The sequence below is a fragment of the Streptomyces sp. NPDC038200 genome, from assembly GCF_055600785.1.
Genome location: NZ_JBVJYH010000040.1, coordinates 16022 through 39117 on the forward strand (window position 1 = coordinate 16022; position 23096 = coordinate 39117).

The window sequence follows — 23096 nt, forward strand, 5'->3', positions numbered from 1 at the left end:
GCCCGATCAGGAGGGACGGACCGCCGGTCGTGACGCGGTGGCCCCGCACCGCCGTACCCGCCACGCGCTTCCGCCGGAAGCCAGGACAGGTGGCTCAGCTGCCGAGAAAGTGCTCGACAGCCTGGAGGGTCGGTATGTCGGCCAGGAAGCCGAGGTGGGTCTGGCAGGGGACCAGATGGTTGGCGGCACCGGCGAGCGGAGTGCTGGTGTAGGGGACGATGACGCCGTCGCACGGCGAGTACCAGGTGGCGTACCGGGTGTCGCCCGGGGTTTCGTCGCCTGCGTTGAGCGTGGCCAGGAAGGCGGACCCGGGGAACATCTCCACGCAGGACAGATCCACCAGGCAGGTACCGGCCGCGGTGGTGCCGTGGTTGGCTCCCGCGATGGAGGCGAGGTGACGGACGTAGGGCTGGCCGCCGAGTTTCTTGACGTACCAGTCGCTGACCAGGCCGCCCATGGAGTGGTTGACGATGTCGACCTGGTGGGCGCCGGTGGTGGCGAGGACCTGCCGCACGTATGCGGCCAGGCCGCCGGCGCTGATCGCGTTGGACTGCGTCCAGTTGTACTCGTACGCGAACAGGTCGCCGTCGGCGTAGCCGTCGGCCCTGAACACGGTCTTCGCGGCACCCCAGTTGGTGGCGTTGCCGGTGAAGCCGTGGACGAAGATCACTGGGGTACGGCCGCTGGTCGCCGCATCGGCGGTACCGGACATCCCGAACGCGGCGAACGCCACGGCCGAGAGCACGGCGAGCAAGAGGGCGCGCAGGTGTCGCACAGGGGAACTCCCTTCTCCGCGTCCCCGGTTGACGGGAACGATCGGGAAGGAGTGTGCGCGGGCCCGACTGCCCGCGGACCGGTGGAACCACCAGTCGTCCGCGCGGCGCGGTGATGCCGCACATCACCCTCGGAGGGAGCGGCAGACGCGGGGCAACTCCCTTCCGTTTCAACAACTCCCGCTCCACACTGCCGTCATGGACAGCGACAGCAACGCGGCGCCCCGCAGCTCGGTGCGCCTGCATGGGCGTTCCGATGCGCAACGGACACTGCGCGACGTGGTCGCGGGGCTGGGCGCCGGGCGGGGAGCCACCGTCCTGATGACGGGCGAGCCCGGCAGCGGGCGGTCGGCGCTCCTGGCCGCCGCCGTGCGTTCAGCCGCCGGGTGCACCGTGCACCACGTCGGGGGTGTCGACTCGGAGGCCGCGGTGCCGTGGGCATGGTGCCAGCGGCTGGTGCTGCGACTGACCGAGGACCTGCCGGAGCCCTCCGCGGAGCACGCGGAGATCCTGGCCGGGGTCGTCGCGGGCCGATGCCCGCCGGAGGCGGTGCTCGCGGTCGCTTCGGCGCTGCGCTGGACGCTGGAAGCCTCGGGTGCCGGGCGGCCGGTGCTGTTGTGCGTGGACGACGCGCATCGGCTGGACCCCCTCTCACTGTGCGTACTGGGGCTGTTGGCCCGCCGAGTGGAGGCCCTGCGGGTGGGCCTGTTGCTCACCGCGGTCACGGGGCATCCGGCCCTCGCGGCTCTGGACGGGATCGACACGCTGCGACTGCCGCCGATCGACGACGCGGCGGCCCGCCGGCTGCTGGCGGACGCGGCGCCCCCGGGCCGGGCGGCCGACCTGTGCCCGGCGACCGCGGCGGAAGCGCTCGCTCTCGCGGCCGGAAATCCCCTGGCACTGACCGAACTCGCGGCCGCTGCCCACGCCGACGACCGGTGCGGCCCCCTCACCCTGCCTCAGGGCAGCAGATGGCAGGCCGACCACGCCCACCGTTTCCGGCAACTGCCCGGCGGGGCCCGGGCGGTGATCGCCACTGTCCTCGTCGGCGGCCCACTCGGTCCGGATGTGCTGCGTACCGCCGCCCGCCGGGCGGGATGGCACCCGAGCGCGATCGACAGGGCGTTGGCCGGCGAGCTGATCGTGGTGACCGACGACGGCACGGTGGCGGTAGCAGGCCGGCTGCTGCGCCAGGTACTGCGCGCAGAGGTCCCGCTCGCCGCACAGCACGCCGCGCACCTGCTTCTGGCCGAAGTACTCGACCCCCACCGGTCCCGGCTGTGCCGTGCGCTGCACCGGCTGGCCTGCGGTAGGGGCCCCGCCGAGCAGGGTGCGGCCGACCTGGAGCGGGCGGTCGGCGATGCCGGCCATCACGCGGCCGGGGAGGCGCTGGAAGAGGCGGCCGACTTCGCGCCACGGCCACAGCTGCGAGAGCGGTGGCTGACCCTGGCGGCCCGGCACGCCTTCCTGGCAGGGGAGGACACCCGCGCCCGGAACCTGCTGCGCCGCGTGCCGCCGCACGGCGTACCCGAGGGGACACGTGCGTTGCGGAACATGGCCGAAGGGGAACGCTTGCTGCGCGACGGCGCGCCGGCAGAGGCATGCCGACAACTCTCCTCGGCAGCCCACCTGTTCCTGGACGAATGCCATGAGTCGGCGGCGCGCGCGATGATGCTGGCCGGTGAGGCAGCCTCCCTGGCCGGTGACTTCGCCGGGTACTTCGCGCTGGCCCGGCAGGCAGCACCCCTGAGGCGCAGCGCCGACAAGGAGACCACCCTCACCACGCGCCTGGTCGTCGACCACTTCGCGGGGATGACGGCCACCTTCGAAGGCCGGCACCGGGAGGCAGGCCGGCTGCTGCGGCGGGTGATGCGGCTGGCCGAGGGGATCCCGGACCCGTACTGCGCACTGTGGGCCGGGCAGGCCGCATACACCCTGGGCGACGCCGCGCGTGCCCACGCCTTCGCCGTCGCCGCGGCCGACTCGGCCCGAGGTCGGGGCGCACTCTCCCTGGTGCCCGCCGCACTCGTCTACCAGGCCCTGGCCGCGCTGCTGACAGACCGCTGCGCGGCGGCCGAGGAAGCGGCTCTGGACGGGCTGCGGCTGGCCCGCCAGACAGGGCAGCGCAACCTCGCCGTGGATCACCTGGCGGTGCTCGCGCTGGTGTCCGCGCTGCAGGGCAACGGGGAAGACGCGGCAGCCAGGCTGCGGTCCATCACACACCAGGTGTCCCTGTGGGGGCTGGGCCGCCCGGCCGCGTTCGGCCGCTGGGCATCCGCCTGCGCCGATCTCGCGGACAACCGGCCCGCCGACGCGCTGACCCAACTCACGGGCATGGCTCATACCGCCGTGGGCAACCAGACGAACCTGGTCATCCGCCAGCTGGCCACACCGCACTTCGTAGAGGCCGCGGTGCGCTGCGACCGGCGTGCCAAGGCGGCGGAAGCGCTGCGTTCCTACCACGCTTGGGCGGCCAGCGGGACGAGCGCCGCCCGGCTCGCCCTGGCCCACCGCTGCCACGCGCTGCTGGCGTCCGACGACGCGGCGGCCGACGAGCAGTTCCGACATGCCGCCCGACTTCACCAACAGGACGGAGCCGTCCTGGAGTTGGCGAAGACCGAACTGTTCCACGCCCATCGGTTGCGGCGCGCCCGCAAGCCCCGTCCAGCACGGGAGCTGCTGCGAGAAGCGTTACAGATCTTCCAGCAATTCGGTGCCGCTTCCTGGGCCCGGCGGGCCACCGAGGAGCTCCGCGCTACCGGTGCCCGCGTGCCGGCCCCCACCCGGCTCGGCGAAGGCGGGCATGGAGCGGGCGCGGAACTGACACCGCAGCAGACACGGATCTGCGAGCTGGTCGCCCGGGGCGCGACCAACCAGGAGATCGCCGAGGTGCTGATGGTCAGCGTCAGAACCGTCGAGTACCACCTGAGGAACGTCTTCACTCGACTTGGCGTGCGCTCCCGCGTCGAACTGGCCGCCCACTTCCACTAGCGATGTGACCGCACGGATTCGCCGGGTTGGCGATCGGAGCGGTGGCATGGGCGGTGCGTCCGTCGCGGCCATGAGTCCTGAGTCCCCATTCCGGACGGGGGCTCGGCGTGCAGCCGCCGACCGCCCGGCGCGGCACCGAGCACGGCTCCGGCCCGGGTGCCCGGCGCTGCGGGTGGAGCATGCGTTCGCCCATCTGCACTGGTTCCGCCGCCTGCGGATCCGCTGGGAGATACGCGCCGACCTCCACGAAGCCTTTCCCACCCTTCGAGTGCGCGCTCATCTGCTGGCGGCATCTGCATTGTCTCGGTAGGAGTTCTTGGACCATCAGATCCCCCTGCGCGTGCCGTGCATTGACCGCATACAGTCAGCGAGGTTCAACAGGGGAGGGAAACCCGCACGTGAAGCACCACATCGCCCACCGCGCGGCCACCGCGTTGCTGTGCGCCGCCACCGCGGTGATCATCACCGGCTGCAGCCCGGACAGTACCGAGGCCCACGCGAAGAGCACCGCGTCGGCGACCAGGACGAAGCACCCCTTCGACACCATGACGCCCGAGCAGATCGGCGATCAGGCGCGGGAAGCCTTCGAGAACATCACGAGCATGCGCCTTACCGGCAAGGCCAACAGCGACGGCCGACAAGTAGAGGTCGACCTGGCCATGGACGTCCGCGGCTCCTGCAACGGCACGGTAGGCAACTCCCTGGGCGCCATGCACATCATCAAGAAGGGTTCCCTCGTCTACGTCAAGGCAGAGGAGAACTTCTGGCGGGCCACCTTCAGCCGAGGGATGACAGCCGAGCAGGCCGAGGAAATGATCGCCCTCTTCACGGGCCACTGGATCAAGCCCCCCAAGATGATGTCGGAGACTCTCGGGCGCATATGCAACGGTCTCGACAGCCTCATCGAGACACTGAGCCCTGTATCTGACGGAAACTCCACCCGCGAGGCCGATGCCACCGTGGCCGGCCGGCCGGTCGCCGTACTCGCAGAAAGGACCACGACCGAGACCGCAACCGTCTACATCGCCAAGGAGGGCAAGCCGTACCTCCTGAGGGGCACGGTCGCAGGCGGCAACGAGCCTGTGGACCTCACCTTCACCGACCAGAACAAGCCCGTCGACACCACCCCGCCGCCGCCCGACCAGGTTCTCGACCCCACCAAGCTCCGCTGATCCCGCGCGGGCCGCGGCACGCCGGACGGACGCGTGCGCCAGGGGCGCCATCCGGTCGCCCATGTGACCGATCCGCGGACCCGGACGGACCCCGAGGGCCTCATCGCCAAGGGCTGCACGGAAGGGCCTGGACGCCGGACGCCGGGTCGAGGTCATGAAGATGGACATCGACGGGATACGTGATCTCTACGGCGACAAGTACGACACCCGCATCACCCACATCAAGGACATGGTCGACAGCCTGAAGAACAACTGGAAGTTCCAGGCCATGCTGTAGAGGAAGGGCTGGACTACAGGTTCCGACCTGAGCCGCGACGACGAAGCAAGGGGCACGCATTGGATCTGGTACTCGACCCGCCGCGCGGAGTCGCGCCGATCCTGTTGGGTACGACGCTCGAAGAGGCGCTCGCCGCGGTGCCCGACTGGGGTGAGCCCCGTGTGCTGCGCCGCCCGAGCCGCAACTCGGCCAAGGCGTCCTGGACCCTCGACCACGTAGGCCTACAGGCACTGGCCGAGGACGGGACCCAGGTCACGGCGATCGAGCTGTGGTGGCCCGGCGAGGGCCGCACGTCCGGCACGCGCGTCCTGCTCGACGGGGACGAGGTGTTCACCACCCCCGCCGAGGAGCTCTTCCGCCGTGCCGCCGACCGGGGCTGGACCGTCGACACCTCACAGCCCGAGTACCCGGTGATCCCCGGCGTCTCGCTCGGCTTCACCCGGCAGACCTCCCAGGAGGTGGAGCGGGACGCCGACGGCCTGCCGAAGTACGTCACCTCGGTCCTGGTGGGCGGCGAGGACTACTACGACCACCGCTATGAGCAGCAGGGCTGAGGAGACCCGGGCCGGGGGCGGATGCTCGGGCTGGCGCTCGGCGGCACCCTGGGCGCGGCGCACGGGAGGCCGCCGGCCGAGGACCCGCTGCGCGCCGGTGTCAGCACCCTGCTGCGTCACGGGCACCGGTGACGGACGGAGTCCTGTACTTGTCTCCGCCCGCGAAGCGGACCGCTGAGGCGGCGGCTCAGCCGACCGTCCACTTCTGGTCGGCGCCGCGCGAGCAGGTCCCCATCTGCAGCCGTGTCCCGTTGGCCGCGTTGTCGCCCGCGACGTCGAGGCACTTGTTCGCCTGCCGGTTGACGATCTCGTGTGCCCCGGTGACGGTCCACTTCTGGTCGGGGCCGCCGGTGCAGTCCCACAGCTGGACGGTCGAGCCGTCCGCCGTGCCGTCGCCCGTCGCGGCCAGGCACTTGCCGAGCGCCCGGAGCGTGCCGTCCGAGCCGGCGGTCCAGGTCTGCGCCTCGGTGCCGTTGCAGTCGTAGAGCTGGACCGGGGTGCCGTTCGCGGAGTTCGTGCCGGCCACGTCCACGCACTTGCCCGCGGGGCCTTGGATCGGCGAGCCGGCGGCGCTGCGGCTCAAGCCGGTGGTGCCGCGGCTCAAGCCGGTGGTGCCGGTGGTGCGGCCGCTTGAGCTGGGGGTGCTGCCGCTTGAGGTGTTGCCGGTCGAGCTGGGCGTGCTACCGCTCGTTGTCACCGACACCGAGTCCACCACCAGCTGCTGCGGGAACTGCGTGGAGCCGTCGGGGTCGCCGGGCCAGTAGCCGCCGACCGCGAGGTTCAGGATCAGGAAGAACGGCTTGTTGAACACCCACGTCTTCCCGCCCAGATCGGCGGAGGTGCGGCGCTGGTAGACGGTGCCGTCCACCGACCAGGTCATCGAGTCGGGTGCCCAGTCGACGGCGAAGGTGTGGAAGGCGTCCGCGAAGGCCTGGCCGTTCGGCAGGGAGTAGCCGGTGCCTATGCCGCCCGAGCCGGAGTAGCCGGGGCCGTGGAGGGTGCCGTACACGGTCGACGGCTTGAAGCCGACGTTCTCCATCACGTCGACCTCACCTGAGTCCGGCCAGTCGACCGGCGTGCCGAGCATCCAGAACGCGGGCCACATGCCCTGGCCGCGCGGGATCTTCATGCGCGCCTCGACATGGCCGTACCGCGCGTTGAACTTCCCGGCGGTGTTCAGCCGAGCCGAGGTGTACTGGCAGCTGCCGTACCAGCACTGGTGACCGGCCGGGTTCTCCTTGCGGGCTGTGATCACCAGGTGGCCCTGGCCGTCCAGGGCCGCGTTGTTCGTGTCCGAGGTGTAGTACTGCCGCTCGTGGTTGTTGACGTTGTCGCCGGTCTCCAGCGTCCACTTCGAACCGTCGACCGCCGAGCCCGCGGGGCCGTCGAAGGAGTCGGAGAAGGTGGCGGTGGTCGCTTCCGCCGGGGCGTCGGTCTCGGCCCGCGCCGGGCCGAGGACGGCCGAGGCCACCAGCGTGGCGGGCAGGGCGGCGAGGAGGTATCTGCGGAGAAGGCGTCGGGGGACCATGGCTTTCCTGATTCTCGCGGGGGGAGACATGTCGCCCCCTTGACCGAAGAGGTGAGCTGAAGGCGGTCAGCAGTAGGGTGTGGCCGTGCTGTTGACGGTCGCCCGGCCGATGGCTCCGGCACACGCCGGTGCGCCGTACGCCCGGGCCGCCACCCCCGGCAGCAGTCAACCCCGCTGCGGGGAACGTGTGTTGAGGGTGGCGTCGTCGATGTCGAAGGTACGAGGAGTTCATCGCCGACTGCGCGGAGCCCGGCCGTCATGGTGCCCTGATGTGCTGGATCTGTGCCCCAAAGCACCACCACGCGGTGGAGCAGGGGCGGATCTTGCCGTAGCCACTCAGCCAGGACCGGGAGCGTTCAACTCGCCACGTTCCGGGTCGGGTCAGGGCAGCAGGTGTACTGGGAGTTGCTTCCACTGCTGGGTGGGCCTGGCGTGGGGTGGGGTGGGGTGGCGAGGAGGTTAGCCGGCGGACCTCGTCCTCGATGGAGAAGTCCGCCGCCGTACCGGGCGAGCCTGCTGTGGGCTGGACGCTGAACAACCCGTAGGCGCCTTCGGCAGCGTCGATGAGAGAGGAGATGAAGAAGGCCACACCCATACCCGGGGTGATCCTGGCCGCCGCGGGGGCCACCATCGCCCAGCACGGCGTTTGGGACACACGCCGTGACCAACCGGGACCTGGGGGCGGCTCCGATGCTTGGACCGTCCGGCTCGATCACTTGCGGTCCAAGGCCCCGGGTGTGACCGGGTGGCGGGCGGATCCGCCTGGGGAAACGAGCGGCGGAATCACCCTGCTATGGTGCGCCGATGTCATCGATCAAGAGGTTCCAGGTCACCTTTGACTGCGCAGAACCAGAGCGCCTCGCTCGCTTCTGGTGCGAGGTGTTGGGGTACGTCGTACCGCCCCCGCCCAAGGGGTTCGCCACTTGGGACGAGTTCAAGCGCTCGCAGCCGCCTGAGCAGCGGGACTCGTGGTTCGCCTGCATAGATCCCTCAGGGGTGGGCCCGCGACTGTACTTCCAGCGCGTTCCCGAGGGGAAGGCCGTCAAGAACCGGGTGCATCTTGACGTGCGGGTCGGCACCGGCCTCGTGGGGGAGGAGCGCCTCGCGGCACTCGAGGCCGAATGCGCGCGGCTGGTCCCCCTCGGCGCGGTGCACGTGCAGACGCTGTACGACGGCAATGATTCGTGCATCCCGATGCTGGACATCGAGGGCAACGAGTTCTGCATCGACTGAGCGTCCTCCGAGCCGGAGAGGCACCTCCCTTGGGCTTCTCCGGCTCGGCGTGGGACGGGAGTTGTGCACGCCTTTCCACGTGGCCGATGACGCGGTTGGCGGCCGACTTCGACACCCCGGACAGCGGGGCGAGCTGTCATAGCGTCAAGGTCGTACGCCAGTGAGCCGCTACCGGCAGAAGGCGCTCAGGGGCTCGTGAGGCCGAGCCCCTTGGCCAGCACCGGCCAGGAAGCCGTGAACTCCCGCTCCCAGTCGGCCCAGCCGTGCACCCCGCCGTCGTAGAAGTGCACGGTCGCCGGGATGCCGAGACCGGTGAGCCGGCGGGTGAAGGTGTGCGCCTGGTCCCACAGGGAGCCCTCCAGGATGCCGCCCTCCGGATCCTGGGAGAAGACCCCGCCACCCTGGCCCTGGGAGACGTACAGCTGGGTCCCGCGCAACCGGTCGGCCTGGTCGGTGGGGTTGCGGGCGATCCAGTTGGGGACGTTGAACAGCAGGTTGCCCCACAGCGTGTCCGGGTACAGCCCCTCCCGGACCAGGATCGTGCCCAGCAGCCGCGCGGTGCCGAGATCGGTGGTGTTCAGGACACCGCTGTAGGAGGCGGCCGCGCCGAACGTGCCGGGATACCGGGCTGCCAGGGCCATGGCGCCGTAGCCGCCGGTGGAGACGCCGGCGACCGCACGGGCGCTGCCTGCACGGTAGTTCGACTGCAGCAGTTGCATCAGCTCGACGCGCTGGAAGGTCTCGTAGTCGGCGCCCGGCTGACCGTAGTTCCACCACTTGGTGGGCAGGCCGGTCGGGCCGGCGTCGGGCATCACGGTGAGCACGTCCTTGTCGGCGAGGAACCGCTCGACGTCGGTCTCCCGGCTCCAGGAGGTGTAGTCGTCGTGCCCGCCGTGCAGGAGGTAGAGCACCGGCCAGGTGCGGGAGGCATCGCCCGTCCAGTTCACCGGCAGGACGACCCGCGTCTTGACCTGCCTGCCCACGGCCGGGGAGTCGACGGTCAGGTCGAGGGTGCGGTCGTCGAGCTTCTGCGTGGCGACGATCCGGGCACCGTCGGCGGCCGGCTGCTCCCCGAGCGCCGCGGCGGGTGCCGCGCCGAGGGCGGCCGGAGCGATCACCGTCCCCACCGCGGTCACGGTCACCAGCGTGACGGCGGCGCTGAGCGAGGCCAGGCGGCTACGGGTACCGGAGGCGGGGGCGCCGTGCTGGGCGGGTCTCGGTCTCATGCTCTGTCTCCTCGGTACGGGCGGTCGGGGGAGGGCTCGGGCAGGTCGCGGCGGAGCAGCGCGGCCAGGGTGTCGACGACGGGCGGGTCGAGCAGGGCGAGGTGGTGGCCGGGCAGCGGGGAGACGGTGAGGTCGGCGCAGTACGCCTCCCAGCCGAGGGACTCGTCGGTGCGTTCGTACCGTTCGTCGCGCACCGTGTGCGGGGCGGGCTCGCTCGCCCGGTACAGCAGGGTGCGCCCGGCATAGGGGCGCGGCGTGTGGCGCTCCGCAGCCCGCAGGTCCAGATACGAGGTGCGCTGGTGCTCCAGCACCGCCGGCGGAAGGTCGACGGCCTGCTCGAGGAGTTTGATCACGTGGCCGATCTGCTCCGCGTCGGACATCCCCACGAGTTCCTCGTACGGCAGTGACAGCTCGGCCCCGTAGACCCGTTCGACGTACGCGGCGAAACCGGCGAACCTGCGGCGGGCCTGCTCTTCGGCCGTCAACCGCGGTGCGGGCAGGGGGAGCACGGAGTCGAACAGGAGCAGCGCGCTCACCTCGCCTTCGCCGGCCAGTAACCGTGCGGCTTCCTGAGCGACGAGGCCGCCGTAGGACCAGCCGCCGAGCAGCCAGCCGCCCGCCGGCCGGTACTCGCGGATCCGCCGGGCGAACTCGGCGGCCCGGGCGGTGACGTCGTCCTGGTCGTCGACGCGGTCGAACCCGAGGACGGGCCGGGTGCCGTCGAGCCGCAGCGCCAGCGGTTCGTACACGTCGCTCAGTCCGCCCGCCGCGTGGGCCAGGAACAGCGGGGCGCCGGGGCCGTCCCCGGCGAAGCTGCGCAGCCGTCCGGGCGCGGACCTGGACCGCACGCCGGGGCCGCCGTCGCCCAGGAGCCGGGGCCGGGCCGTGTGCTGCCCGGTCGGCGGACGTTCCACGGCGCTGCCGGCGTCCTGGTCGTTCCCCCCGTTCGGGGGCAGGGTGGCGGCCAGCGTCCGCAGCGTGGCCCGGTTCAGCAGCACGGCGGGTTCCACGGTGACCGCGAACTCCCGCTCCACGGCGGTGCGGATGCGCTGTGCCATGAGGGAGTCGAGGCCCAGTTCGGTCAGTGGCACGTCCGGGTCCAGACGTGCGCTGCTGTGGCCCGTCACCTCGGCGACACAGGCGCGCAGCCGGGTGAGCGGGTCGTGCGTCCGGGCTCCCGGCTCGGGTGCGGGATCCGCGGGGGCGGGCTCGGGGGTGCGGCCGGGCCAGAAGGTGCGGTGGCGCCAGCGCGGCGAGGGCAGGTCGGCGATCCTGCCCTGCGGGTGCAGGCTCTCGCGGGCGCCGGGCAACGGCACCCCGTGGACCAGCAGGCCGGCCAGCGCGGTGCGGAAGGACAGGGCGTCGTCGGTGCCGCGCCGCAGGGTCCCTGTCACCAGCGGGTCCTCTGCTCCGGCGGCCCGCAGGGTCTCGGTCAGCGGGTGCAGCTGGGTCGGGTGCGGGGCGATCTCGACGAAGACGCGGTGTCCGTCCTCGGCCGCGGCCCGCACCGCCTGGGTGAAGCGGACCGGGCGGCGCAGGTTCGCGAGCCAGTAGTCCGTGTCGCACAGGGTCTCGGAGCGGGGGTCGTCGAGGACGCTGGTGTAGCGGCGGGTGTGCGGCGTGGTCGCCCGCACCTCGCCGAGGTCCCGGGCGAGCCGGCCGAGGAGCGGATCGACGTCCGGGGTGTGGCCGGCGATGCTCACGGGCAGCAGACGGGCGAAGCCGCCCACCGCGGTGATCCGGTCGACCAGGCGGCGCACCTCGTCCGCGTCCCCGGCCACCACCGAGTGCCGGGGCGAGGAGTGCACGGCCAGCTGGATGGTTGGCAACTGATCCGTGAACTCGACGAGTTCGGCCTCTGGCCGGTCCAGCACCGCCATCGCTCCGCCGTCGACGGTGGCCATCAGCCGGGAGCGGGCGGCGACGATGCGGGCCCCGGTCTCCACGTCGAGGGCGCCCGCGACCACCGCGGCGGCGATCTCGCCGAGGGAGTGCCCGATCACCGCGGCGGGCCGCAGCCCGTACGAGGACCACAGCCGGGCCAGCGCCACCTGCACTCCGAACAGGACCGGCATGACCACGTCCGTGGTCTCCGGCAGAGTGTCCGTCATCAGCGAGTCGCGCAGCGAGATGCCGGCCGCGGTCTGGATCACCCCGTCGAGCGCGTCCACCCCGGCGGCGAACGCGGGTTCCGCCGCCAGCAGCCCGCGGGCCATCCGGGGCCACTGCGAGCCGTACCCGGAGAACACCCACACGGCCCCGGGGCCGGTCACCGCGCCGGATCCCGTGACCAGGTGCTCGTCGGCCTCGCCGGCCGCGAACCGGCTCAACGCGCGGGTGATGTCGTCCCGTTCGCGGGCCACCACCGCCACGCGCCGACGGCCGCGGCCGGTGCGCCCTGCGAGAGTGCGGCCGAGGTCGGCGGGGCGGACGGTGCGGGCCGCCGGGGTGGCCAGCCAGTCGGCGAGTTCGCCGGCCTGGGCCCGCAGCCGGTCGTCGGTGGGCGCGTCCAGGAGCAGCACCGCCGGCCGGCCTGCGGCCCGTGGCGGCTTCCGTCGGGCGGGAGGCCGGTGTTCGCGCAGCACGACATGGGCGTTGGTGCCGCTGAAGCCGAACGCGGAGACGCCGGCCCGGGCGGTGCCGGAGTAGCGCGGCCAGGGCTCGGTGGTGGTGACCACGCGCAGCCCGAGTTCCTCCGGGGCGGCGTGCGGGTTGGGCGCGGTGTAGTGCAGCTGCGGCGGGATGCGCCCGTGGTGCAGCGAGAGCGTCGTCTTGATGAGGCCGGTGATCCCGGCGGCTGCCTCCAGGTGCCCGAGGTTGGTCTTGACCGAGCCGATCAGCAGCGGCCGGTCCGGGGCCCGTCCGGCGCCGAGCACGGCGCCGAGCGCGCCGGCCTCGATGGGGTCGCCGAGCGGGGTGCCGGTGCCGTGGGCCTCCACGTAGTCGACGGTGGCCGGTTCGCGGTGCGCGGCTTCGAGCAGGGCACGCTGGGCGACGGCGCTGGGGGCGGTCAGCCCGTTGGAACGGCCGTCCTGGTTGACCACCGTGTCCTCGATGACGGCGAGGACACGGTCGCCGTCGCGTTCGGCGTCCGCGAGCCGTTTCAGCACCACGACCCCGCAGCCCTCGCCGCGCGAGATGCCGTCCGCCGCCGCGTCGAACGCCTTGCAGCGGCCCCCGGCGGACAGTGCTCCCGCGCGTTGCAGGCTGAGCGTGGCGGCGGGGGACAGCAGCAGGTTGACGCCTGCGGCGAGCGCCGTGTCGCTGTCGCCGGCGGTCAGCGAGCGGACCGCCTGGTGCACGGCCACCAGCGAGGAGGAGCAGGCGGTGTCCACGGCGAGACTCGGCCCGCGCAGATCCAGGAGGTAGGACAGGCGGCCCGCGGTCACGCTGGGCGAGGCGCCCGTCGCGGTCCAGCCGCCCACGGCGTCGAGTGCGGCGGCGGTCAGATGCGCGTACTCGTTGCCGCTGACGCCGACGAAGACGCCGGTGCGGGTGCCGGCCAGCGAGTCGGCGGGCACCGCCGCGTGGTCCAGGGCCTCGCGGACCACTTCGAGCAGGATGCGCTGCTGCGGGTCCATGGTCTGGGCCTCGGGCGCGGAGATGCCGAAGAACTCCGCGTCGAAGCGGGCGATGCCGTCCGGGCCGTCCGCCGGCCCGAGGTAGGCTCCGTGCCGCGCGATGCCGGCGGGCGGTACGGCGCCCGGCGGCAGGAAGTCCGCCCAGCGCCCTTCGGGTACCTGTCCCACCGCGTCCCGCTTCTCGCAGAGCAGGCGCCAGAAGTCCGCCGCCGAGCGCACGTTGCCGGGCAGCCGGCAGCCCACCCCGATCACGGCGACCGCCGGGCTGTGTACCGCGGTCGCCGAACTCCCGTACTGCGCGGGCATCTCGGACGGCGCAGTGGCCGGTGACGGTTGCGGCTCGCCGCCCGCGAGCCGGGCCAGCAGAGCGCCCACCGTCGGCGTCTCCCACAGCAGCGTCGCCGGCAGTGCGGTGCCCGACAGCTCGCTGAGGCGGGCGGCCAGCGCCACGGCGTCGCGGGAGGTGACGCCGAGTTCGGCGAGCGGGCGGTCGTCGGCCAGCTCGTCGGGGCGAATGCCGTAGCGCCGGTGGAGTTCCCCGCTGAGCGCCGCCCGCAGCGCGGCCCTGTCCGGCCCGCTCACCGGGTGCTCCTCGCGGCGTCGAAGCCACCGCTCAGCAGGCGGTTGCGGGTGGCGGCCCGGGAGATCTTGCCGCTGGAGGTACGGGGCACCGAACCCGGTGCGACGAGCAGCAGTTCGGCCAGCCGCAGCCCGTGCCGCCTCGCCACCGCGGCGCGGGCGGCGGCGAGCGCGGCCTCGGCGTCCGCCTCCTGTCGGCGGCGGTGCTCGGCGACCACCACGAGCAGATCCGGGGATCCGTCGGGGCCGGGCAGGGAGAACGCCGCGAGCCGGTCGCGGCGCACCGCGTCCACCGCCTGCTGCACCGTCTCCTCGACGTCCTGCGGGTAGTGGTTGCGGCCGTCCACGATGATCAGGTCCTTGAGGCGGCCGGTGACCAGCAGCCCTCCGCCGTGGAGGGCGCCCAGGTCGCCGGTGCGCAGCCAGCCGGGCCCGTCGTCGGCGTCGCCCGCGGCACGCGCCCCGAACACCTCGGCGCTCAGCGCGGCCTTCTTCCAGTAGCCGGCGCCCACGTTGGGGCCGCACACCTGAATTTCGCCCACGGTGTCCTCGCCGAGCACCGCGCCGCTGTCCGGGGCGACGATACGTATCTGCTGCCCGGAGGGTGTTCCGCACAGCATCAGGCGGGTGGCGCGCGCTTCGTCCGCCGCCGGAGCGATACGGCCCTCGGTGAGCGCGGCGGGGTCGCAGTCGACGGCGGTGGCGAGAGCGGAGGGCGGGTCGGCGGCGACGAACACGGTGGCTTCGGCGAGTCCGTAGCCCGGGCACAGCGCTTCGGGGGCGAGTCCGGCGGCGGCGAAGTGGTCCCGGAAGCGGTCGAGGGTGGTGGGCCGCACCGGCTCGCTGCCGTTGAGCATCACGGCGACGCCGCTGAGGTCGAGTTCCTCGACGGTGTCGGCGTCGATACGGGAGACGCAGTAGTCGTACGCGAAGTTGGGTGCCGCCGTGACCACCCGGGTGGCCGACCCCAGCAGCCGCAGCCATCGCTCCGGCGCCAGCAGGAAGTTCACCGGATCCATCAGCACGGAGGCGAGCCCGCCGGCCACCGGGGCGGCCACGCTCAGCACCAGGCCCATGTCGTGGAAGAGCGGCAGCCAGCCCACCGCGGTCGTCGAGGTGTCCCGGACTCCCAGGCTCGCCATGCCCTGGTGGGCGTTGGCGACCACATTGGCGTGTGTGATCATGACGCCGGCCGGCGTGCGGGTCGAACCCGAGGTGTACTGCAGGTAGGCGATGTCCTCGGGCGCCGGGCGCCTGGGCGGCTCGGCGTCGGTCAGGGCCGGGGAGGTCAGGCCGTCGACGGTGAGCAACGCCGTTTCCGGCAGGCGGTGTTCGGCGGTGAAGTCGAGGACGTGGTCCGCGGTGGCCGCGTCGGTGAGCAGGCAGGAGGGTTCACAGTCCGCCAGCACGGCCGCGAGGCGTCCCTCGTGGCCCGGCAGGTCCGGGGTGAACAGCGGCACCGCGGTCACACCTGCGTACAGGCAGCCGAGGAAGGCGGCCACGTAGTCCAGGCCCTGCGGCAGTACCAGCGCGGCACGTTCGCCCGGCCTCACGGAACGTGCGAGTGCCTCGGCGACCGCACGGGCGCGCAGGTCGAGGGCGCGCCAGGTGAGAGTGCTGTGCCGGCCGAGGGAGTCGGACTCCGGGAAGTCGACGAAGGTGAAGGCCGGGGAGTGCGGTTCCACGGCCGCCCAGTGGGCGAGGTGGTCGGTGAGGAGGGTGTCCGTGGGGGGTTTTTCTTCGGACATGCGACGGCTCCAATGTGTCAGGCGCACGGGGGAGTTCCGAGGAGAAGCGGGGGGCGACGGTCTGGTGACTTTTGAGGGAACGGCACCCTCCGAGCGAGTGAAACATAATATATGTTGCTGTAGGGGCAGGTTCGTTCGAACTTGTTCAGAAAAAGACTGAAACATGTCCGTTCAGCGCGGACCCGGGTGAGACCGAGACGCCCTGACCAGCGCCGACAAGGCGCGATTCCCGCAGCTCAACCCCATCGCACCGGCAGCCGTGGTGATCGGCGCGCCGCACACGACAGGGGCCCGGCGGGCCGACGACCGTGGATCCGGGTTCCGGGACATGTGTCCCCAGGCCGGCGGTCCCCGCACACAAGGAGGCCGGCGTTGAGCCGTACACGCCTTGCAGCCCTGCTCGTCCTGGTCGCGCTGACCGGGTTCGTCACCACCCTCGACAACACGGTCATCAACGTCGCCCTGCCTACCGTCCAGCGTGAACTGGGGCTCTCCGTGACCGGGTTGGAGTGGGTGGCGAGCAGCTACGTGCTCGTCTTCGGCGCGTTGCTGCTGCCCGGCGGACGGCTCGGCGACCTGTTCGGCCGACGGCGTGTCCTCGCCGCCGGCCTCGTCGTCTTCACCGCGGCCTCGGCCGCGGCGGCCCTCGCCGACGGCGGCGCGGCACTCATCGCGGCCCGGTCCGTGCAGGGTTCGGGCGCCGCCCTCGTCATTCCGACCACCCTCGCCGTGATCGCCGCGGACCTGCCCGAGCGGCGTCGTGCGCCGGCCATCGGCCTGTGGACGGCGGCACTGGCCGTGGCACTCGCCTCGGGCCCCGCCGTCGGCGGCCTCGTCACCCAGCACTGGGGCTGGAGTTGGGTGTTCCTGCTCAACGTACCGTTCGGGGCGCTCGCCCTGGCGCTGACCGCGGCCGTACCCGCCGCACGCGAGCAGCCGACGTCCGGTCTCCTCCCCCGGCTCGACCTGCCGGGCATCGCGCTGTCCGCGCTCGCCCCGCTGCTGCTCACCTACGGCCTGGTGCGCGGCGGCGACCACTCCTTCCGAGCCGCGCCTGTGCCGTACTGCCTCGCGGGCGCGGCCCTGTGCGTGCTCGCCCTCGTCGGCGTCGAGCGCCGGGCGACACAGCCGCTGGTGGAGCTGGACCTGCTGCGCACGCGATCCCTCGGCGGCGGAGCGCTGGCCCAAGTGCTCTGGGGCATCGGCGTCAACGGCGTCTTCTTCTTCACCGCCCTCTACCTGCAACGGCTGCTGGGTTTCCGGCCCGCCGAGGCGGGCCTCACCTTCCTGCCGCTCGCCCTCGCCCTGCTCGCGGTGACTCCCTTCGCCGAGCGAGCCGCGGGCCTGGCAGGTGTCCACCGGTCCGTCGCGGCCGGTCTGGCGCTCGTCGCCGGTGGACTGTGGTGGGTGTCCGGGGCCGGCGCCGGAGCCGGCTGGATGGATCTCCAGCCGGGGCTGACGCTGATCGGCGTGGGTTCGGCGCTCACCGCTCCGCTGACGGTGTGCGCCGTCGCCGGGGTGCCCGAGAACCGCACCGGTATGGCGTCCGGCCTGATCAGCGCGGCCCGCGAGATCTCCGGGGTGTTCGGTGTGGTGCTGGTCGGCGCGGTGCTCACCCGTCGGCAGGAAGCCGCCCTCGGCGCGGGACACACTCCCGACGAGGCCTTCCTCGAGGGCTACCACCTCGGGCTCCGCCTGGCCGCGGGGTGTGTGCTCCTCGGTGCCCTGGTCACGCTGTACGCGCTGCGCGAGAGCACTTCGACGGCCCCGCGCCCCGGCCGCCGGAACACCTGAGGGCCGCGTCTTCCGCGGCCGGTCGCGGAAACGGCTCAAAGGCCCGGTGCGTCGGGGAACCGGAGGCCGATGTCGTCGTCGAGCGTCCGAACACGTGTCGTCGACGGTCATCCCGCGCATCACCTGGCACCCCTTCGGTCGGCCTCCAGACTGCGGGCCGTCGTTCTGGGGAACCGAGGCTCCGGTTCTGCGCAGTCCGGTTTTGCGACCACCAACTGTGCCGGGGATGCGGCTCTTCGACTGTCTATCTTCTTGGACAGCGGAGGGTCTCGCTCGGTGCCCCGAGGGCAGACCTCGCGATCACGACAATCGGCCACCTGCCACTGTCGTCCGGCGGACTTCCGGCGACACCATCCCGACGCGTCGTCATCGGGTGGCGCCCAGGCCGCTGCCGTGGCCGGCCGGAGAGCGGGGAGAGCCGTGCGAGTCACCGGCCGGGAACGCCGCGGGCTGCAGCGCGAGTTGTGCGCGGCAGCCCGTGAACGTGAGGTGGAACCAGGATCAGACGGCGCTGCCGCGCAGCTCCGCCAGGCTGGCCTTCGTCAGGCGCCGGGGTGTCTGGCCGGCGTCGACGAGGACGACGGTGCAGTCGGCGGTGTGGGTCAGGGCGGTGGTGAAGCTGCCGTCGGTGAACTGTGCGACGGGCCCTCGCGGTGAGCGGCCCACGGCGACCGCGCGGGCGTGGACGTCCGCGGCGTGGCGGGCCAGGATGCGGCCGGCGGCGGCGTGGTCGCCGACGCTGGTCAGGATCTGGCCGGTGGCGGCCACCCCGATGGAGGCCAGCCGGTCGACGTGGGCGGTGACGGCGGCCCGGGCCTGGTCGGGGGACTCGACCTCGACGGCCTGTTCCTCGACGACGGCCGTCTGCTGGACGTGGACGACCTCAAGCGGGCTGCCGGTGTCACGGGCGATCCGGGCGGCGGCGTCGACGATGGCGTCGGCCCGCTCGTGGGCGCCGACGGCGACGATGACGGGAGGCACGTCGGTCGGGGCCGGAGCGCCGACGGCGGTGAGCGACGGCTCCACGGACTCGGCCTCACCGGTGTGCTGCTCTGCCTGCTGGAGCAGCCGGTGTCCGCTGGCGAGCACGGCGATGGCTAGCAGGAAGGTGCCGGCGCCGACGTAGAAGGGGACGCTCAGGTCGGTGGCGTCGGCGAGCCTGCCGGCGACGTAGGGGGCCAGGCCGCCACCGATGAAGCGCAGGAAGCCGTAGGCGGAGGAGGCCACCGGGCGTTCGACCGGGGAGACGAGCATGACGGCCTGGGTGGTGAGGGTGTTGTTGATCCCGATGAACGCGCCGCTGACGATGACGGCGACGATGACGGTCCTGGGCGTGCCGACGCCGGCGGCGATGACCGTCATGACGATGCTCAGGCCCAGGAGGTTGGCGTAGAGCACCGGGGCGGTGCCGTAGCGGGCCTGCAGCCGCGGGGCGAAGAAGACACTGAAGGCGGCGACCAGCAGGCCCCAGCCGGTGAAGACCAGCCCGAGCTCATGGGCGCTCAGCTTCATCGGGTACGGCGCGTAGCCGAGCATGGTGAAGAAGCCCCAGTTGTACAGCAGGGCCATGACGCCCATGGTCAGCAGGCCGCGGTGGCGCAGTGCCTTGAGCGGGGCGATGGGCGAGGTCGGGCGCTTCGGCTTGGGCAGCGAGGGCACGAAGACGAGGGTGGCGACCAGCGCGACGGCCATGAGGACGGCGACACCGAAGAACGGGCCGCGCCAGCTGATCGCGCCCAGTTCGCCGCCGAGCAGTGGGCCGATGGCGATGCCGAGGCCGAGCGCGGTCTCGTACAGGATGATCGCGCCGGCGAAGCCGCCGCTGGCGGAGGCGACGATCACGGCCAGGGAGGTGGCGATGAACAGGGCGTTGCCCAGGCCCCAGCCGGCCCGGAAGCCGACGATGCCGTTGACGGAGTCGGTGGTCCCGGCCAGGGCGGCGAAGACGACGATGACGGCCAGGCCTATGACGAGGGTGCGCTTGGCGCCGAACCGGCTGGAGAACCAGCCGACGAACAGCATCGCCACGGCCGTGACGATCAGGTAGCTGCTGAACAGCAGGGAGACCTGGCTCGGCGTGGCGTGCAGGCTCTCGGCGAGGGCGGGCAGGATCGGGTCGACGAGACCGATGCCCATGAACGAGATCACGCAGGCGAACGCCACGGCCCAGACGGCCTTCGGCTGTTGGAAGGGGCCGGCTTTCTCTCCACGCGGTGTACTCATTACCGCTTCTCTCCAGTCATGGTGGTGACGGTGGTTCGACGGGGTGGGCTCGGGACGCGCCCGGCGGCCTCAGGGTCGGTGCTGCGGGCGGTCCCGGGGGTCAGGGCTGCACGTGACGGTCCCCGATGGCGCGGGACAGGGCCGGCAGTGCGATCCGTACCGCGTCCTGCTCCGGCTCCGTCAGCTGTTCGACGAGCTGCCTCAGGGCTCGGGCGCGCTCGGCCCGCCGTTGCCGGAACACCTCAAGTCCGGTGTCGGTGACCGCCACGAGCACTCCTCGGCCGTCGGTCAGGTCGGCGGTGCGCCGCACCAGCCCGGCCCGCTCCATGCGCGTGACGAGCTGGGTCATGTTCGGCTGGGAGACGTTCTCCGCCCGGGCCAGCTCGGTGAGTCGCTGCGGCCCCTCGCTGCCCAGCCGGCCGAGCGCGGACGAGGCCGCGGTGCTCAGGCCTCCGGCGGTGGCGCTGCGTCGTACGTACCGGACCAACTGCTCCACGGCGACCATCAGGTCCTCGGAGGGCACGGTCGGAGGTGCAGGATCCATAACCCGCTTATGCATAACCCCATTATGCATCTACGTGTACTGTGAAGCAAAATCCGTGAGGGGGTGCGCAGGCGTGCGGCGGAGGACGAGAGGGCTGCTCTCCCAGCGAACGCGCGCCGGGCGCACCCCGGGCAAGTCCCTTGCGGGGAAAGGCTTCCGGACGGCGTCGTCCGGAAGCGCACCCCTCGCGCAGTGACGCCGCAACGGCCGCCGGCGCCTCGGACCGCACGGCCGGCGGCTTGGTTGGAGCGCCGGACGGCATGGCTGAGGAGCCGGACGGCATGGCTGAGGAGCCGGACGGCATGGCTGAGGCCGGCGACGCGTGTTGCGTCGCCGGCCTCAGCCATGGCCACCGATGTGCTGCGCGGAGCGCCGAGCGCGGCGACCTGCTCCTGTCCGGCCTTCCCGGTCGTCTCGGCGCGGTCCTCCCGGCGGCGCGGGCGTCCGGCTCGCCGACGGTCGCGCGCGTCAGCCGTTCGCGGCGGCGAGGATGCGCCGAGCGCGGTCCAGCACCGGCCTGTCGATCATCTGTCCGTCGATCACGGTCACCGATTCCCCGGCGTCCACCACGCCGCGCGCCCACCGCAGCTCGCTCTCGGTGGGAGAGAAGTGGGTCGTCACCGTGGCGATCTGCCCGGGGTGGATGCACAGCTTCGCCGTGAAACCCAGGCGACGGGCGTGCAGGACGTCCGCGGTGAGAGCGTCCGTGTCCTTCACGCTGGTGGTGACACCGTCGACCGGAGGGCACAGGCCCGCCGCGGCCGACGCGGACACCAGCCGTGAGCGGGCGTACGTCAGCGCCGTGTGGTCGTCGTGTGCGATGCCGAGCTGACCGGCGAGATCGGCGTTGCCGAAGGCGACACGGACCGCGCCGGCCGTGGCGCACACCTCCACGGCCCGCTCCACGCCCGTGGCCGTCTCGACGAGTGGCAGCAGGAGGCACTTGCCCGCCGTACGGCAGGCGAGGTCCGCCAGCACGGCCGGGTCCTCCGACTTGGGCACCATCACGGGAGCGCCGTAACGGGACGCCACTTCGAGATCGGCGTCGCTCCACGGCGTGCCCGGCGGATTGATTCTGACCACGGCGCTGTTGCCCGCGCCGAGCCACGCGGCGACGTTCTCCCGTGAACGCTCCTTGTCCTGGCCCGCGACGGCGTCCTCCAGGTCGATGATGACCGCGCCCGCCCCGGCCGCGGCCGCCTTGTCGAACCGGTCCGGCCGGTGCCCGGGGACGAAGAGGAAGCTGCGGGCGGTCTCCAGCCGGGTTCTGGTCAGGGTCACGCGAAGCTCACCTCCGCCGTGGCGTGGCGCTGCTCGCGGTGGGTGGCGATGCGCAGGGAGGCGTCTCGGTCCGTGGGCACGCCGGACGCCAGCAGGCGCTCGCCCGCGAACGCCGGGTGGCGCAGCCGGTACGACACGGACCGCACCGCGCGGTCGGAGGCGTTGCGGCGCACCAGTTCCAGCATCGTCAGCACCAGCAGCGGACCGTGCACCACGAGGTCCGGGTAGCCCTCCTCGCTCCAGACGTACGGCGCGTCGTAGTGAATGCGGTGCGCGTTCGCCGTGACGGCGCTGAACCGGAACAGCAGACGGGGGTCCGTACGCAGCGGAAGCTGCCAGGCGTCCTCCGACTGCGGCCCACTCGCGGTGTCGAGATCCGCCGGATGCTGCGCCGCGCCGCGCCCCGACCGGTAGACGATGTCCTGCTCCTCGACCAGGCACTCGCGGCCGTCCTGCGCGTATTCGCTGCGCACGGTGACGAACAGCAGTTCTCCGGTCGAGCCCTGCTTCGTCGTCACCGAGCTCAGGCTGCTGACCCGCCGGGCGGGGACGCCCAGGCGCAGCGGCGCCGTGATCTCGCAGCGCCCGCCCGCGAACATGCGCTGCCGGTGCGGGATGGGTGGCAGGAAGTGACCGTGCTCGGGGTGACCGTCCTGGCCGAGCTCGTGCTGCGCCGGCCAGTTCAGGAAGTACAGCCAGTGCCACAGCGGGGGCAGCGGGTCACCGGCCGCCGCGACAGGACGCGGCTCGTCCAGCAGCGCCGACAGCGCGGCGACCGGGGCCGGGGACAGGGCGTCGTCCTCGCTGACCGCTCCGGGACTCCACGACTCCACATAGGAACCGAGCCCGTTCTGGGCAACGTCCATGGCTTCTCCTCAACAACTGGCTAGGGGCTCGGAGACAACTGGCTAGGGGCTCGGACCGAGCACACATGGCTCCGCATACGGTTCGAGAGCGGCCACCGGCCCGCGCCGGCGGTGCGGCGCGTCGTCCTCAGCGCCATCATGTCCGCTGATGGAGGGCGGGGAACAATAGAGAATTCGGATGGTGGCATGTTCGAGTCGCATGGCAGTCCCGCCGAGAGCCCGAGACGCGGGGTGCGGGCCCGAGCGGTGGCTGCGGATCGCGACGCCTGCCGATACCCGGGCATCCGCACCGGGCATGGCGCCATCATGAACAGGTATTTCACCGACAGGTGCATGACCACCCATGATGGCAATGCTGCCGGAACGAGGGAGGTTCCCAGGTGCACCACTCCGCTGCGGTGCACCGGGCGGCCTGGGGGCGACCGCACACGCCCTCGAAGCCGGCGGATCCGCCATATGTCCCCTGTGGCGGATCCGCCGGCTGCGGCGGACGTGCTTTGCCGGGTGGTCCGTATCCCTCATCGGTCGCGCAGGCGAGGTGCGCGGCCGACCCGCTGTCGAGGGCAGGCCGCGCGCCCGGCGTGTTGCACGGCGGTGTCGTACGGAGCGTACGGCGGTGTCGTACGGGGGGTCAGTCCTTGATCTCGCAGATGGCCGCGCCCGACGTGAGGGACGCGCCGACCTCGGCGGTCAGGCCCTTGATGGTGCCCGCCTTGTGGGCGTTGA

General features: G+C 72.3%; 15 protein-coding genes. 6 read left to right on the top strand and 9 right to left on the bottom strand.

What is annotated here, in order from left to right:
- Positions 1-94: 94 nt before the first annotated feature.
- The gene (locus tag ACZ7KF_RS40915) at positions 95-775 is read right to left on the bottom strand and encodes an esterase/lipase family protein (RefSeq protein WP_471087588.1); all 681 of its coding nucleotides are present in this window, start codon (positions 773-775) and stop codon (positions 95-97) included.
- A 196-nt stretch (positions 776-971) separates the two neighbouring features.
- On the opposite strand from ACZ7KF_RS40915, the gene ACZ7KF_RS40920 reads away from it, so the two are divergent.
- The 4 genes from ACZ7KF_RS40920 to ACZ7KF_RS40935 all read left to right on the top strand — a co-directional run bounded on the left by ACZ7KF_RS40920 (position 972) and on the right by ACZ7KF_RS40935 (position 5767).
- On the top strand, positions 972-3764 hold the full coding sequence (locus ACZ7KF_RS40920; protein WP_471087591.1) for a helix-turn-helix transcriptional regulator: 2793 nt from the start codon (positions 972-974) through the stop codon (positions 3762-3764).
- 398 nt (positions 3765-4162) lie between these two features.
- Positions 4163-4936 (top strand): hypothetical protein, encoded by a 774-nt coding sequence (locus tag ACZ7KF_RS40925; RefSeq protein ID WP_471087594.1) that lies wholly within the window; start codon positions 4163-4165, stop codon positions 4934-4936.
- 154 nt (positions 4937-5090) lie between these two features.
- Complete coding sequence (locus ACZ7KF_RS40930) at positions 5091-5213, top strand: hypothetical protein (protein WP_471087597.1); 123 nt, start codon at positions 5091-5093, stop codon at positions 5211-5213.
- 59 nt (positions 5214-5272) lie between these two features.
- Positions 5273-5767 carry a hypothetical protein gene (locus ACZ7KF_RS40935; RefSeq protein ID WP_471087601.1) on the top strand — a complete coding sequence of 165 codons (495 nt, stop codon included), beginning with the start codon at positions 5273-5275 and terminating at the stop codon, positions 5765-5767.
- 187 nt (positions 5768-5954) lie between these two features.
- Here ACZ7KF_RS40935 and ACZ7KF_RS40940 read toward each other — a convergent pair whose 3' ends face one another.
- Positions 5955-7295, bottom strand: a complete 1341-nt coding sequence (locus tag ACZ7KF_RS40940) for a ricin-type beta-trefoil lectin domain protein (RefSeq protein ID WP_471087604.1) — start codon at positions 7293-7295, stop codon at positions 5955-5957.
- 804 nt (positions 7296-8099) lie between these two features.
- On the opposite strand from ACZ7KF_RS40940, the gene ACZ7KF_RS40945 reads away from it, so the two are divergent.
- Positions 8100-8528, top strand: coding sequence for a VOC family protein (locus ACZ7KF_RS40945; RefSeq protein ID WP_471087606.1), 429 nt, complete (start codon positions 8100-8102; stop codon positions 8526-8528).
- A 185-nt stretch (positions 8529-8713) separates the two neighbouring features.
- On the opposite strand, the gene ACZ7KF_RS40950 is transcribed toward ACZ7KF_RS40945, so the two are convergent.
- From ACZ7KF_RS40950 to ACZ7KF_RS40960, 3 genes are read right to left on the bottom strand one after another with little or no spacing between them, the layout of a single operon-like run.
- Positions 8714-9754, bottom strand: a complete 1041-nt coding sequence (locus ACZ7KF_RS40950; protein ID WP_471087609.1) for an alpha/beta hydrolase — start codon at positions 9752-9754, stop codon at positions 8714-8716.
- A complete protein-coding gene (locus ACZ7KF_RS40955) occupies positions 9751-13917 on the bottom strand; it encodes a beta-ketoacyl synthase N-terminal-like domain-containing protein (RefSeq protein ID WP_471087612.1) in 4167 nt (1388 codons plus the stop codon). Before ACZ7KF_RS40955 ends, ACZ7KF_RS40950 begins: the two co-directional genes overlap by 4 nt.
- On the bottom strand, positions 13914-15662 hold the full coding sequence (locus ACZ7KF_RS40960; RefSeq protein ID WP_471087615.1) for a fatty acyl-AMP ligase: 1749 nt from the start codon (positions 15660-15662) through the stop codon (positions 13914-13916). Before ACZ7KF_RS40960 ends, ACZ7KF_RS40955 begins: the two co-directional genes overlap by 4 nt.
- A 372-nt stretch (positions 15663-16034) precedes the next feature.
- On the opposite strand from ACZ7KF_RS40960, the gene ACZ7KF_RS40965 reads away from it, so the two are divergent.
- Complete coding sequence (locus tag ACZ7KF_RS40965; protein ID WP_471087618.1) at positions 16035-17456, top strand: MFS transporter; 1422 nt, start codon at positions 16035-16037, stop codon at positions 17454-17456.
- 501 nt (positions 17457-17957) lie between these two features.
- On the opposite strand, the gene ACZ7KF_RS40970 is transcribed toward ACZ7KF_RS40965, so the two are convergent.
- From ACZ7KF_RS40970 to ACZ7KF_RS40985, 4 genes are all read right to left on the bottom strand, one after another.
- The gene (locus tag ACZ7KF_RS40970) at positions 17958-19679 is read right to left on the bottom strand and encodes an MFS transporter (RefSeq protein WP_471087622.1); all 1722 of its coding nucleotides are present in this window, start codon (positions 19677-19679) and stop codon (positions 17958-17960) included.
- Between the two features lie 100 nt (positions 19680-19779).
- Positions 19780-20223 carry a MarR family winged helix-turn-helix transcriptional regulator gene (locus ACZ7KF_RS40975; RefSeq protein ID WP_471087625.1) on the bottom strand — a complete coding sequence of 148 codons (444 nt, stop codon included), beginning with the start codon at positions 20221-20223 and terminating at the stop codon, positions 19780-19782.
- Between the two features lie 468 nt (positions 20224-20691).
- The gene (locus ACZ7KF_RS40980; protein ID WP_471087628.1) at positions 20692-21504 is read right to left on the bottom strand and encodes an HpcH/HpaI aldolase/citrate lyase family protein; all 813 of its coding nucleotides are present in this window, start codon (positions 21502-21504) and stop codon (positions 20692-20694) included.
- Positions 21501-22370 carry an HTD2 family dehydratase gene (locus ACZ7KF_RS40985; RefSeq protein WP_471087631.1) on the bottom strand — a complete coding sequence of 290 codons (870 nt, stop codon included), beginning with the start codon at positions 22368-22370 and terminating at the stop codon, positions 21501-21503. Before ACZ7KF_RS40985 ends, ACZ7KF_RS40980 begins: the two co-directional genes overlap by 4 nt.
- Positions 22371-23096: the final 726 nt, after the last annotated feature.